Below are 13,157 nucleotides of genomic sequence, written 5' to 3'. Positions count from 1 at the left end.
GCGTCGCCGAAAACCCGCCGGTCGGTGACCGGATCGTCCTGCCCGGCTGGTTGCCGGGTCCCGGCTGGGGTATCGCTGGGGCGACCTCTGACAACCGCCTTCCCTCCATGACCTCTGACCTTCCCACCCGGACACTCACCACGCGCCGCTTCCTTCTGCGGGCCTTGCGGCGCCCGGATGCCGCGGCGCTTTACGGCACGCTGTCGGACGAGGGCCAGTGCCGCTATCTGTCCCGCCCACATTTTACCTCGGTCGAGGAACTGGCGGACTGGCTGACCGATCCTGACTGGCCGGGCCGGACCTGGGTTGCCATCGACAGGTCGGACGGCACCCTGGCGGGGCGCTATGTCGCCTATCCCGGGCGGGATGAGGGGGTGCTGGAACTGGGCTACATCACCGTTGCCGGGTATCAGGGGCAGGGGGTTGCGGCGGAATGCATGAAGGCGCTGATCGATCACCTCGTCGCGGAAGGCGCCCATCGCCGCCTTTACGTCGAGATCGACGCCGAAAACCTCGCCTCCGTGCGGCTGGCCGAGCGTCTGGGCTTCACCCGCGAAGGGTGCCTGCGGCAGCATGAGACGACCCACAAGGGCCTGTGCGATCTGCTGGTCTATGGCCTGCTGCGCGGCGAATGGCCGGGGGCGGCGGGCTAGACCCGGGGCCGGCTGGGCCCGGCGCGCACCGGGCCCTCGCCGGGTCCGCGCCCGGGACCGCCGCGCCCGGCCTCACGCCCTTTCGTCCCAAAGCCGCGCGGCCTCGGTCTGATGCGTGGCGAAGGGCTGGTCCGGGCGCAGCGCCAGCAGGCCCAGCGCGGCCGAGTCGCGGATGATCGTGGTGATCGCCGGATCGCGCTCGCGCCCCTGCCAGAGGGCGGTCAGCATGGCGTCCGGGCCATAACCCGGCGGCAGGCCCTCGGGCGCGCTGGTCAGGCTGGGGGGCACATGGGTCAGCGTCTCGCCCTCGGGACCCGACAGGGCCAGCGTCATCCAGCGATGCGGCGTCGCCTGGGCCACGTCGCGCTGGCTGAGCACGCTGAGCAGATGCCCGTCCCTCAGATGCGTGAGCGCCGAGGTCATCAGCCCGCCGCCGCCGCTGAACGGCACCCCGCCCAGCGTCAGCCCGAAGCGCAGCGGATCGAGCAGCCGCAGGCCGATCTGGGCCACGGTCCGCATGCCCAGCACGGCATAGAGGCTGCAAAGCGCGGCCATCTGCGGTGCGACCGCCTCGATGCGCAGATAGGCGATGCGGCCCCGGTTCAGCGCTGTCAGCGCCTCGGGCAGCGATTCGACCTGCGGGATCTGCAGCGCGTTCAGCAGCATGGCCACCGGGCCGGGCTGCGGGGTGAAGCCGTGCAGCAGGATCGGCGTCCCGGCATCGGCCAGCAGCTTGGCCCCGGCCAGGAACCAGGCCGGGCGGCGTTGCCGGGGCGAGGGATAGACCGGCCAGTCGAGCCCCGGCGCATTGCCCTGCCAGCCCTGACCCGGCCGCAGGGCCCGCGCCGCCGCCACCAGCCCGGCCAGTTCGGGACCGGCGATGCCGCGTTGCTGGATCCCGGCCAGCAGGGCGCCGATCTGCACCGCATCGGCCTCGCCCCGCAGCACGATGTCGAAAGCGTCCCGCGCCTGGCTGGCGCTGAGCGAGGCCGAGGGACCGCCCCCTCCCGAGAGCCGGGCGATATGCGCCGCCAGCCGGTGCCGCGGGCGGTCGCTGTCGCCCGCCCCGTCCAGCCGCAGCAACAGGGTATCGGCGCCGGGCTCGCCCTCGGCCCGCTCTGGATCGCTGACGCGCAGCGGCAGTCGCGGCGCCTCGGGGAAGGGCAGCAGCGCGGAGGGCGCCTCGGGCAGGGGGGCGGCCTCCTGCGCCGAAAGCAGCAGCCGTGCCTCGCGGCTCAGTGCCGCGACACGGCGCCGCAGGGTGGCAGCAAGGGGCGAGGGCACCATGCGCCGCCCCTCGCGGATCAGGATCGGATCGTCGTAATGCGCGCGCAGCTGTGCCAGCAGGCGGCTGGCGGCCGGGACCGACATTTCCAGCTCGGCCGCGGCACCGGAAACCGAGCCCGCCCTGAGCAGCGCGTCCAGCGCGATCAGCAGGCGCAGTTGCGACAGCGTGACGGCGGCGCTGTCCGGGCGGCTTTTCGGTTCCTCTTCAGCGGCTTGCGGGGCGCCCTGGCCCAGGCTTCGGTCCAGGTTCCGGTCCAGGCGGGTCATCGCTTCTGCCCCCGTCGGCCCGCCGCAACCACCGGGCTTTTCACTTTCCTGAATTTGGAATCGTTCTCAATCATCGCGGTTGTCCCTGTCCGCCCCTCGTATAGCTGATCGAAATAGTCAGAATTACCTGAGGGACAAGGAAATGTCGCAGCTTCGTCGCACAACGCCGGATCACGGGCCCCGCATGTCGCGCCGGGCCGGGCGCCCGGGCCTTTCGGCGGGCTGCGCCGTTGCGGCGCTGGCTGTGGCCTTTCCGGCGGCTCTGGGGGCGCAGACCCCGGCGGGCACCACCGGGTCGGTCGTCGATCTGGGCCGCATCGTGGTCACCGCCGCGGGGGTCGAGCAGAACATCGCCGACGCGCCCGCCTCGATCACCGTGATCTCGCGCGAGGAGCTGGAATCGGGCGCCTATCGCGACCTGTCCGATGCCCTGCGCGAGGTTCAGGGGCTGGTCACCACCGGCGTCGCCAACGAGCAGGACATCCAGATCCGCGGCCTTCCCGGCGAATACACGCTGATGCTGATCGACGGCCGCCGCGTCTCGACCCGCGAATCGCGGCCCAACGGCAGTTCGGGTTTCGAGCAGCGCCATTTCCCGCCGCTCAACATGATCGAGCGGATCGAGGTGGTGCGCGGGCCGATGTCCTCGCTCTATGGCGCCGATGCGATGGGGGGCGTCATCAACGTCATCACCCGCCCGGTCGCCGCCACCTGGTCGGGCAGCGTGACGACCGAGGGCACGGTGCAGCAGCACAGCGACTACGGCAATTCCGCCGCGCTGTCGTTCGAGGCGAGCGGGCCGATCATCGCCGACCGGCTGGGCGTACAGCTCTGGGGGCGCCTCTACCGGCGGACCGAGGACAGCCTTCTGGGCGGGATCCAGGGGGCCGAGGACAGCAATCTGGGCGTCCGTTTCAGCTTCACGCCGAGCGACGACCATGAATTCACCGTCGAGGCCGGGCGCTCGCGCCTGAGTTCCCGCGGGACCGCCGACCGCACGCTGGCCCCGGGCAGCGACGGCAGCGAGCGCGAGAATGACCGCGATTACGTGGCGCTGGGCCATACCGGGCAATTCGGCGAGATCGAGACGCAGCTGACCCTCCAGCACGAGGAAGCGGCGCGCTTCACCTATGGCGAGCCCTTCGGCACCGGCACCCGGGTGCTGAACGACCGGGTGCCGCGGCTGGCCAATACCACGCTCGACGGGCAGATCACCGTGCCCTGGGAACTGGGTGGCGCCCATCGCACCGTGGCCGGGTTCCAGTTCAGCCAGGCCCGGCTGACCGACCGCGGCCATACCACCACCGACCAGACCATGGAGATCCGGCAATGGGCCCTCTTTGCCGAGGATGAATGGCGCATCACCGACAGTTTCGCGCTGACCGGCGGGCTGCGCTTTGACCGGCATTCGATCTATGGCGGCCATTTCAGCCCGCGGCTCTATGGCGTCTGGCATGTGAGCGAGGCGCTGACGCTGAAGGGGGGCGTCTCGACCGGGTTCACCGCACCGACCATCCGGCTGGTCGCGCCGGGCTATTACTACCCGACGCAGCGCGGCGCCGGGCTGATCGCGCCGAACCCCGCCCTCAGGCCCGAGACCAGCACCAGCTTCGAGCTGGGCGCGGTCTGGGAACAGGGGCCGCTCAGCTTCAGCGCCACCGCCTTCCGCACCGAGTTCGAGGACAAGATCTCGAACATGAACACCGGGATGCTGGTGAACCCCGATACCGGCAGCATCATCGACCCCTTGGGCGGCGCGGCCTGTAACGCCGCGGCGATCGGCGCCTATCCGGGCTATTCCTGCCTGTGGCAGGCCTTCAACATCGACGATGCGGTGATCCAGGGGCTGGAACTGGCCGGGTCCTGGCAGATCGACGACACCTGGTCGATGCGCGGCACCTATGCCTTCACCGACAGCGAGCAGCGCACCGGCGATTACGCGGGCTTCCCGCTCCAGCGCACGCCGCGCCACCGCGCCACGCTGCGCCTCGACTGGGAGTCGGTGGACAGTTCGCTCGCGCTCTGGGCCGCGGCCACCTATCATGGCGAGGAGATCGCCGCCGGGCCGCGGATCGGCACCAACGGGCGGCCGGTCCTCATCAACGGTGTCGAGGGGCGCGCCTATGACCCCTACACCACCGTGGATATCGGCGGCTCCTACGCCATCAACCGCACCGTCAGCCTGAACGCCGCGGTCTACAACCTCTTCGACCAGATCGTGGATTCCACCGACAACAACGCCGCTGGCGAGGGCCGCAGGCTCTGGCTCGGCCTGACCGCGACTTTCTGATCCTTCCCGTTTCCCTGTCTGAAAGGACGATATGATGGCGATCCGCCTTCTTTGCACCGCCGCCGCGCTGGCGCTGACCCTGGCCCCCGCGCCCGCCATGGCCGAGACCGTGACCCATGCCCAGGGCCAGACCGAGGTTACCGGCACGCCCGGGACCGTGCTGGTCTACGACATCGCCACGCTCGACAACCTCGACGCGCTGGGCGTGCCGGTGGCGGGTGCCCCGGGCCAGGCGCTGCCGCCGCATCTGGCGCAATACGCCGCCCCGATCGGAACGCTCTTCGAGCCGGATTTCGAGGCGGTCAATGCCGCGGCGCCCGACCTCGTGCTGGTCGGCGGCCGTTCGGCCGCGCAATACGCCGCGCTGTCCGCCATGGTGCCGACGCTGGACCTGACCGTGGCGCGTGAGGGCTATATCGACAACGTGGCCGCCAATCTGCGGCTTCTGGGCGGCCTCTTCGACCGCGAGGCCGAGGCCGAGGCGCTGGTCGACGCCCTGCGCGCCGATGTCGCCGCGCTGCACGAGGAGGCCGCCGGAGCGGGCCGGGTGCTGGTCGTGCTGACCACCGGCGGACGGATGAGCGCGCATGGTCCGGGCTCGCGCTTTGCCGTGGTCTATGACGATTACGGTTTCACCCCGGCGGTCGAGGGGCTGGATACCGGCACCCATGGCCAGGCGATCTCGTTCGAATTCATCCGCGAGACCAACCCCGACTGGCTGTTCGTCGTCGACCGTGACGCGGCCATCGGGCGCGAGGGGCAGGCGGCGGCCGAATACCTCGACAACCCGCTGGTGCAATCCACCACCGCCTGGCAGCAGGGGCAGGTCGTCTATCTGGACGCGCAGGCCTGGTATCTGACCGGCGCCGGTGTGCAGGCCCTGCGGTCCAGCATCGCCCAGCTGCGCGACGCCCTCGCCGCGGCGCGGAACTGACGGATCGCACCCTTGCCTGAGCCGCAGACGCCAAGGCCATCCTCCCGGCAGCCGGGCCCCGCCGCCCGGCTGCTGTTTCCGCTTGCGCTGGGACTGACGCTGGCGATGGGGCTGGCCAGCCTTTTCGTCGGGGTCAGCAGCGTCAGCCCCGGGCTTCTCTGGGCCGAGGGCGGCACGGGTCCGGCAACCGAGGTGCTGCTCACCTCGCGCCTGCCGCGGACGCTGGCGCTGGCGCTGGCGGGCACGGGGCTGGCGCTGGCCGGGCTGGTCTTGCAGGTGCTGGTCCGCAACCGCTTTGTCGAGCCCTCGACCGTGGGGACGACTGAGTCCGCCTCGCTCGGTATCCTGCTGGTCATGCTGCTGGCGCCCGGCCTGCCGGTGCCGGCGCGGATGGCGGTGGCGGCGGGGTTCGGGCTGGCCGGGACCGGGCTGTTCCTTCTGGTCCTGCGCCGGGTGCCCCAACGCTCGCCCTTGATGGTGCCGCTGATCGGGCTGCTCTTGTCGGGCGTGATCGGTGCCGTCACCACCTTCATCGCCTATCGCACCGACATGCTGCAAAGCCTCGGCGCCTGGAGCACCGGCGATTTCTCGATTGTCCTTCAGGGCCGTTACGAGCTGCTGTGGATCGTCGCCGGTCTGACCCTGGTCACCGCCGTCTTCGCCGATCAGATCACGCTGGCGGGGCTCGGCCGTGACATGGCCATCGGGCTTGGCGTCAATCACGGGGCGATCCGGGCGCTGGGGCTGGTGCTGGTGGCGCTGCTCAGCGCGGCGGTGATCGTCACCGTCGGGATCGTGCCCTTCCTCGGCCTCGTGGTGCCGAATGTCGTGAGCCTCATCATGGGCGACAACCTGCGCCGCACCCTGCCGGTGGTCTGCCTGTCGGGCGCTGCGCTGGTCATGGCCTGCGACATCGTCGGGCGGCTGGTCGTGCGCCCCTACGAGATGCCGATCGGCCTGACCATGGGCATCGTCGGCAGCGCCGCCTTCCTGTGGCTGCTGACCCGGAGGCGCGGCCATGGCGCCTGAGATCCGCAAGCGGCAGATCGCCCGGCGCCTGGCGCTGCTGACGCTTCTGGCCGTGCTGGCCGCCGCTGCCTTCCTGCTGCTGAACGCGCGGGGCAGCTGGGACTTCCTGCTGCCCTTCCGCGGCCGGAAACTGGCGGCGCTGGCGGTGGTGGCGGTGGCCATCGCCCTGTCCACGGTGGTCTTCCAGACCGTCACGCAGAACCGCATCCTGACCCCCGCCATCATGGGCTTCGACGCGCTCTATGTGCTGATCCAGACCGGGCTGGTCTTCGGCCTCGGCGCCGGGCGGGTCTCGGCGCTCGATGCGCGGCTGGTCTTCGGGCTGGAACTGGGGGCGATGGTGCTTTTCGCGCTGCTGCTGTTTCGCTGGATGTTCGGCCCCGCTGCCCGCAACCTGCACCTGCTGATGCTGGTGGGGATCGTGCTGGGGACGCTGTTCCGCTCGATCTCGGGCTTTTTGCAGCGGATCATCGACCCCGACAGCTTCACCGTGCTGCAAGACCGGCTCTTCGCCAGCTTCAACGCGGTCGATCCCGGTTTGCTGACCCTCTCGGCGCTGATCGTCGCGGGGCTGGCGCTGGTTCTGTGGCGGCTGGTGCCCGAACTCGACGTGCTGGCCCTGGGGCGCGAGGCGGCCATCGGCCTTGGCGTCCCGCAAGAGCGGCTGGTGCTGGGTCTGCTGGTCATCGTCACCATGCTGGTCGCGCTGTCGACGGCGCTGGTCGGGCCGGTCACCTTCCTGGGGCTGCTGGTCGCCAACCTCGCCTATCTGCTGATGCCGACCGCGCGGCATGCCGTGCTTCTGCCCGCCGCGGCGCTGATCGCGCTGATTACCCTGATCGGCGGGCAGACGCTGCTGGAGCGCGTCCTGCATTACGACACGGCGCTGGCCGTGGTGGTCGAATTCGCCGGGGGGCTGGTCTTCATCCTTCTGGTCATCAGAGGAGTTGCGCGATGATCGAGGTCGAAGGCGTCGAGCGGCGCTATGACGGGCTTGCCGTCCTGTCCGAGGTCACGCTGAGCCTGCCCCGGGGCGGTCTTACCGCGATCATCGGGCCGAATGGTGCGGGCAAGTCGACGCTGCTGTCGGTGATGGGACGCTTGCAGAAACCCGACGCCGGGCGCGTGACGCTGGAGGGGATGGACCTGGCCCAGGCCTCGGGGCGGCTGGTGGCGAGGAAGCTGGCGCTTCTGCGGCAGGACAACCACACGGCGGCGCGGCTGACGGTGCGCGACCTCGTGGCCTTTGGCCGCTACCCGCATTCGCGCGGCAATCCGGGCCCCGAGGATCACGCCCAGGTCGCCAGGGCGCTGGCCATTCTGGGGCTGGAGCCGCTGGCCGACCGTTTCCTCGACCAGCTCTCGGGCGGGCAACGGCAGCGGGCGCATATCGCCATGGTGCTGGCCCAGGATACCGAGTGCATCCTGCTGGACGAGCCGCTCAACAACCTCGACATCAGCCATGCGGTGCGGATCATCACCCTGGTGCGCGAGGCAGCGCAGGCGCTGGGCAAGACGGTGGTCGTGGTGCTGCATGACATCAACATGGCCGCCGCGCATTGCGACCGGATCGTGGTGATGAAGGGCGGTCGCATCCTGCGCCACGGCCCCCCGGCCGAGCTGATGCAGGCCGAGTTCCTGTCCGCGGTCTACGAGACCCCGATCAGCGTGCACGAACTCGCCGGGCGGCTGGTCGCGGTCTACTGACCGGCCGGGCCACGGATCGCATTGCGACGCCGCGCGGAATCGGTCACCTTGCGCGCGACTGCCCCCTCGGCCCGCCCCAGCATCCGGAAGACCTCATGAAAGCCGTCCTGTTCGAGAAATTTCAGGAAACCCCGAAATTGGTCACCCTGCCCGATCCGACGCCCGCCCCGCATGGCGTGGTGCTGAGGGTCGCCGCGACCGGCGTCTGCCGCAGCGACTGGCATGGCTGGATGGGCCATGACAGCGATATCGAGCTGCCGCATGTGCCGGGGCACGAACTGGCCGGCGTGGTCGAGGCCGTGGGCCGCGACGTCACCCGCTGGAAGGTCGGCGACAAGGTGACCGTGCCCTTCATCTGCGGCTGCGGCGCCTGCCCGGAATGCCATGCGGGCCATCAGCAGGTCTGCCTGCATCAGGAGCAGCCGGGCTTCACGCATTGGGGCTCGTTCGCCGAATATGTCGCGCTGCATCAGGCGGACCTCAACCTCGTGGCGCTGCCCGAGGGGATGGATTTCGCCACCGCCGCCAGCCTCGGCTGCCGCTTCGCCACCTCGTTCCGGGCGGTGATTGACCAGGGGCAGGTGCGCGCCGGGCAATGGGTGGCGGTGCATGGCTGTGGCGGCGTGGGGTTGTCGGCGGTGATGATCGCCGCGGCCGCCGGGGCCAATGTGATCGGCGTCGACCTCGACCCGGCCAAGCTGCAACTCGCCCGGGATCTCGGCGCCAGCGCGGTTATCAACGGGCGCGAGGCCGATGTGCCGGGCGCGATCCGCGAGATCACGCGGGGCGGGGCGCATGTCTCGCTCGATGCGCTTGGCCATCCGGTGACGATGACCAATTCCATCCTCTGCCTGCGGCCGCGCGGCAAGCATGTCCAGGTCGGCCTGATGCTGGGCGAGCACGCCGCCCCCGCCATTCCGATGCCCAAGATCGTGGGCCAGGAGATCGAGATCCTCGGTTCGCACGGGATGCAGGCGCATCGCTACGGTGCGATGCTGGACATGGTGGCCAGCGGCAAGGTCGATCCCTCGCGGCTGGTCGGCCAGCAGATCAGCCTGGCCGAGGCGCCCGAGGCGCTGATGGCCATGGACCGCTTCCAGTCGGTCGGCGCCACCGTCATCACCCGGTTCTGAGCCATGTTCGAGCGTGTCGAGGACTATCCCGTCGACCCGATCATGATCGGCGCCGAATATTTCGCCCGTGACCCGCGTCAGGACAAGCTGAACCTGACCGTGGGCATCTATCAGGACGCCCAGGGCCGGACCCCGGTTCTGGAGGCTGTGAAGCGGGCCGAGGCGCGGCTGGTCGAGACGCAGGCGACGAAATCCTACCTCGCGCTGACCGGCGACGCGGATTATGGCCGGCTGCTGGGGGCCGAGATCCTGGGCCCCGCGCACGGGCCGGGCTGGGTCACGGCCCAGACCTCGGGCGGGGCGGTGGCGCTGAGGGTCATGGCCGAGCTGCTGGCCCAGATGCCGGAGCCGCCGACGATCTGGTTGCAGACCCCGACCTACGGCAATTACGTGCCGATCCTGACCGCCGCCCGCGCCCGCTTTGCCACGGTGCCCTATTACGACCCGCTCAGGCGCGAGATCACGTTCGAGCGGATGCTCGACGGGCTGAAGGCGGCGCGGCGGGGCGATGTCTTTCTGTTCCAGGGCGTCTGCCACAACCCGACCGGCGCCGACCTGAGCCCGGACCAGCTGGCGGCGCTGCTCGACGTGCTGGAAGAGCGCGGCATCGTGCCCTGGCTCGACCTCGCCTATCTGGGCTTCGCCGAGGGGTTCGAGGCCGATTGCGCCGTCGCCCGGCAGATCGCCGAGCGGTTCGACGAAGCCGTGGTCTGCGTCACGCTGTCCAAGTCCTTCGGCATCTACCGCGACCGGGCCGGGGCGCTGTTCGTCAAGGCCCGCGCGGCGGATCGCGAGCGGATGCACCGCGCCGTCTCGGCCATCGTCCGGGCGGGGTCGTCCCATGCGCCGGACCATGGCGCCTCGGTGGTGCGGGTGATCCTGGGCGATCCCGCGCTGAAGGCGCTGTGGCTCGCGGAACTGGAGGCGATGCGGGCCCGAGTCGCCGGGGTCCGCGCCCGGATCGTGGCGGTCGAGGAGGCGGAATTCGGCACCGGCAGCCTCGGCTATCTGGCGGGCCAGCGGGGCATGTTCTCGCTGCTGCCGCTGACGGAAGCGCAGGAGGATGCGCTGACGCGCGACCACGGCATCCATGTGGTGAAGGGCGGGCGGGTCAATGTGGCGCGGCTGGGCGACGGGGATATCCCCTGGCTGATCCGGGCGGTGCGGGATGTGACCCGCGCCCCCTGATCGACGCCCCGCCCGGATCGCCTCCGGGCGGGGTTGTCGTGTGGCTCAGCCCAGCTTGAACAGCTTCTGCGCGTTGGTGCGGCCGATCTTGCGGCGGTCGGCCTCGGCGATGCTGGTGGCGTTGAACCAGTCGCTGGCGTGATCCACGTTCTCGAACGGCCAGTCGGTCGAGAACAGGATCCGGTCCGCGCCCAGTTCCAGGATCGCGTCGATCAGCGTCTGGGTGCGGAAATTCCCCGAGGTGGTGATGTGGAAATTCTCGGTGAAATACTCCGCGAATTTGCGCTTGGCCGGGTATTTCGGCGGGGTCTTGACCCAGGCGTTGCGATGGTCGAGCCGCCACAGCATGTAGGGAATGCCCTCGCCCATATGGCCCAGCACGATCTGCAGCGAGGGGTGGTCGTCGAACAGCCCCGAGGCCATCAGCCGCAGCGCGTGGACGGCGGTTTCCTGCGCGAAGGCCCAGGTCGGGCCCAAGAGCCAGGGGTGTCCGTCATAGATCCGCGCATCACGGGGCAGCGGGTTGCGGGGGTGCAGGTAGAAGGGCACGTCCAGCTTGGCGACCTCGGCCCAGAACGGGCGGTATTGCGGCAGGTCGTAATAGAGCAATTCCTCGCCGCCGCCCTGTTCGGCATCCTGCGAGAAGCCGTTGATAAGCGCGCCGACGAAACCGAGGTCCGTGACGCAGCGGTTCAGTTCCGCCGCCGCCGCCTCGGGGTCCTGCAACGGCAGGGCGGCGAAGGCGCGGAAGCGGTCGGGCCGCTTGGCGCATTCCTCGGCCAGCACGTCATTGGCGCGGCGCGCGATCTCGATGGCGCGCTTGCGGTCGGTGATCGCCTGCACCGCCGGGGCGTTCAGCGACAGGATCATCGTCTCGATCCCGTGCTTGTCCATTTCCTTCAGCCGGGTGTCCTGGATGTCCAGCAGCCGGTGTTCCAGCTCCTTCCAATAGGAGGGCGGCACGAAACCCGCCGAATCCATCAGGGTTTCGGGGATGGCGAAATGCTCTTCGAGCGCGATCTTGCCTTGCATGGTCTCTCTCCGGTCTCGGTCTGTGGGGTCAGGCGGTGGGGGCGAGCGCGCCGAGGGCGGCGAGCACTTGGGTGAGCAGCGCGGGCAACTCCCCGGCCGTGGCGGCCAGGCCGTAGACATGGCTGTCGGGGCGGACGATGGCGGCCTGGGCGCCGGTCGCGTCGAACCAGCGCTTGTAGACGCCGTTGGTGTCCGAAACGGGCGCGCCGCCGACCATCTGGCCGATGGCGAAATGCAGGCAGCGGCCGCCCAGCGCCTCGAAGGCGCGGCGCTCGGCCTCGCCCAATGCCGCCAGCGCCGCCTCGTTGCGGGCCACGATCAGCCAGCCGGTGCCGGCGATCTCGTCAAAGAGCGCGGTGCGCTCGGCGGTCGACACCAGGCCCTGCGGCAGCAGCGCGCCGTGATTGGCGATCAGCCCGCCGGTCAGCGCCGGATAGACCAGCTTGTCGGGCTTCTGGTTGGCCTTGCGCGCGGCGATCATCGCCGCGTCGCGTTCGCGCGCCATCTCGGGGTCGCGCATGGTCTGGGCGCGGCCCAGTTCGATGGCGCGGCCGGTGATGAAGCGCACATGCGGCTCGCGCTCGGGCTGGTAGCTGTCCAGCAGCGAGTCCGGCGCGCCGTCCAGTACCATGCCCAGCTTCCACGCCAGATTGCGCGCGTCGCGGATGCCCGAGACCATGCCCTGCGCCAGGAACGGCGGCATCTCATGCGCGGCATCGCCCGCCAGCAACACCCGGCCCTTGCGCCATTCACCGACGATGCGCGAGCGGAAGGTGTAATTGGCGACGCGGATCAGATCGGCATCCTCGGGGGTGAGGAAGGCCGCGACCCGGCGCCAGACGGTTTCCGCCGCGGTGACGGAATCGCGGGTGTCGCCCGCCTCCAGCCGGAACGAGAAGCGGTGGTGATGCGGCCCGATATTGACGATGGAGACCGGCTGCTCCGGCCGGCAGACCTGCCGGAACGAGGGCAGGGTCGGCACCTCGCGCTTCATCTCGAAATCGCAGACCAGCCAGTTCTCGTGGAAGCCGAGGTCTTCTAGCGTGCCCCCCAGATGGCCGCGCACGAAGCCGTTGCCGCCGTCGCAGCCGATGACATAGCGCGCCTTGACCTCGACCGGGGCGCCGCCCTCGGTTTCATGGCCTGTGACGGTCACGCCGTCGCCGCTGTCGTCAATGCCGGTGACGGTGACGCCGTGGCGCAGCTCAACCCCCGGCGTGCGGCGGACCAGCGCGTCCAGCGTATCCTCCAGATGCGGCTGGTACATCATGTATTGCGCGGGCCAGCCGCAGGGGCCGGGGTTGTCGTATTCGATGTCGAGCAGCACCTCGTCCTGGCCGTTCACCCAGACATAGCCCGCCTGGATGTTGGTCCCGGGCAGCACCGTCTCGGCGATGCCCAGCTTCTGGAAGGTGCGCATCGTCTCATCGTCGAAAGCGGCGGCGCGCGGCAGGTTGTAGAGCCCGGCGTAGCGCTCCAGCACCACGACCTTGCGCCCGGCCTGCCCCAGCAGCGCCGCCAGCACCATCCCCGTGGGGCCATAGCCCACGATGGCTGCATCGAATGTCATGAGGTCCTCCTCCGTCCCGGTTATCTTGCGTTGGCAAGTTTTGAAAATGCAAATGTTGGTTCGTGCG

The 13,157-nt window shown here is 69.9% G+C and carries 11 protein-coding genes; 8 read left to right on the top strand and 3 right to left on the bottom strand.

All coding sequences use genetic code 11. The features are described from left to right. Nucleotides 1-107: 107 nt before the first annotated feature. A complete protein-coding gene (locus DDE23_RS14115) occupies nucleotides 108-653 on the top strand; it encodes a GNAT family N-acetyltransferase (RefSeq protein ID WP_107752388.1) in 546 nt (181 codons plus the stop codon). A gap of 72 nt (nucleotides 654-725) precedes the next feature. On the opposite strand, the gene DDE23_RS14110 is transcribed toward DDE23_RS14115, so the two are convergent. Next, a complete protein-coding gene (locus tag DDE23_RS14110; RefSeq protein WP_107752387.1) occupies nucleotides 726-2,207 on the bottom strand; it encodes a LysR family transcriptional regulator in 1,482 nt (493 codons plus the stop codon). Nucleotides 2,208-2,349: 142 nt separating this feature from the next. Here DDE23_RS14110 and DDE23_RS14105 point away from each other — a divergent pair, with 142 nt between their 5' ends. The 7 genes from DDE23_RS14105 (at nucleotide 2,350) to DDE23_RS14075 (ending at nucleotide 10,488) form a co-directional block, all read left to right on the top strand. After that, nucleotides 2,350-4,497 (top strand): TonB-dependent receptor domain-containing protein, encoded by a 2,148-nt coding sequence (locus tag DDE23_RS14105; protein WP_272947880.1) that lies wholly within the window; start codon nucleotides 2,350-2,352, stop codon nucleotides 4,495-4,497. A 34-nt stretch (nucleotides 4,498-4,531) separates the two neighbouring features. Continuing rightward, nucleotides 4,532-5,431 carry a siderophore ABC transporter substrate-binding protein gene (locus DDE23_RS14100; RefSeq protein ID WP_202863263.1) on the top strand — a complete coding sequence of 300 codons (900 nt, stop codon included), beginning with the start codon at nucleotides 4,532-4,534 and terminating at the stop codon, nucleotides 5,429-5,431. A 69-nt stretch (nucleotides 5,432-5,500) separates the two neighbouring features. Next, nucleotides 5,501-6,460, top strand: coding sequence for an ABC transporter permease (locus DDE23_RS14095; RefSeq protein WP_202863271.1), 960 nt, complete (start codon nucleotides 5,501-5,503; stop codon nucleotides 6,458-6,460). Further along, entirely contained in the window at nucleotides 6,450-7,418 is a 969-nt protein-coding gene (locus DDE23_RS14090) for an iron chelate uptake ABC transporter family permease subunit (RefSeq protein ID WP_107752383.1), read from the top strand. The genes DDE23_RS14095 and DDE23_RS14090 overlap by 11 nt, the downstream gene beginning before the upstream one ends. Beyond that, a complete protein-coding gene (locus tag DDE23_RS14085; protein WP_107752382.1) occupies nucleotides 7,415-8,167 on the top strand; it encodes an iron ABC transporter ATP-binding protein in 753 nt (250 codons plus the stop codon). Before DDE23_RS14090 ends, DDE23_RS14085 begins: the two co-directional genes overlap by 4 nt. A 95-nt stretch (nucleotides 8,168-8,262) precedes the next feature. Next, nucleotides 8,263-9,300: a zinc-dependent alcohol dehydrogenase family protein gene (locus tag DDE23_RS14080; protein WP_107752381.1), complete on the top strand. Its 1,038-nt coding sequence runs from the start codon at nucleotides 8,263-8,265 to the stop codon at nucleotides 9,298-9,300. A gap of 3 nt (nucleotides 9,301-9,303) precedes the next feature. Further along, nucleotides 9,304-10,488, top strand: a complete 1,185-nt coding sequence (locus DDE23_RS14075; RefSeq protein ID WP_107752380.1) for an aromatic amino acid transaminase — start codon at nucleotides 9,304-9,306, stop codon at nucleotides 10,486-10,488. A gap of 45 nt (nucleotides 10,489-10,533) precedes the next feature. On the opposite strand, the gene tsdA is transcribed toward DDE23_RS14075, so the two are convergent. Together tsdA and mhpA are read right to left on the bottom strand one after the other, a co-directional pair. Continuing rightward, the gene (tsdA, locus tag DDE23_RS14070; RefSeq protein ID WP_107752379.1) at nucleotides 10,534-11,520 is read right to left on the bottom strand and encodes a gamma-resorcylate decarboxylase; all 987 of its coding nucleotides are present in this window, start codon (nucleotides 11,518-11,520) and stop codon (nucleotides 10,534-10,536) included. 28 nt (nucleotides 11,521-11,548) lie between these two features. After that, a complete protein-coding gene (gene mhpA, locus DDE23_RS14065) occupies nucleotides 11,549-13,090 on the bottom strand; it encodes a bifunctional 3-(3-hydroxy-phenyl)propionate/3-hydroxycinnamic acid hydroxylase MhpA (RefSeq protein WP_107752378.1) in 1,542 nt (513 codons plus the stop codon). Nucleotides 13,091-13,157: the final 67 nt, after the last annotated feature.

Origin of the sequence: Pararhodobacter aggregans (genome assembly GCF_003075525.1) — a bacterium.
GTDB classification, from domain to species: Bacteria; Pseudomonadota; Alphaproteobacteria; order Rhodobacterales; family Rhodobacteraceae; genus Pararhodobacter; species Pararhodobacter aggregans.
This window is presented reverse-complemented; position numbering and strand designations above follow the sequence as displayed.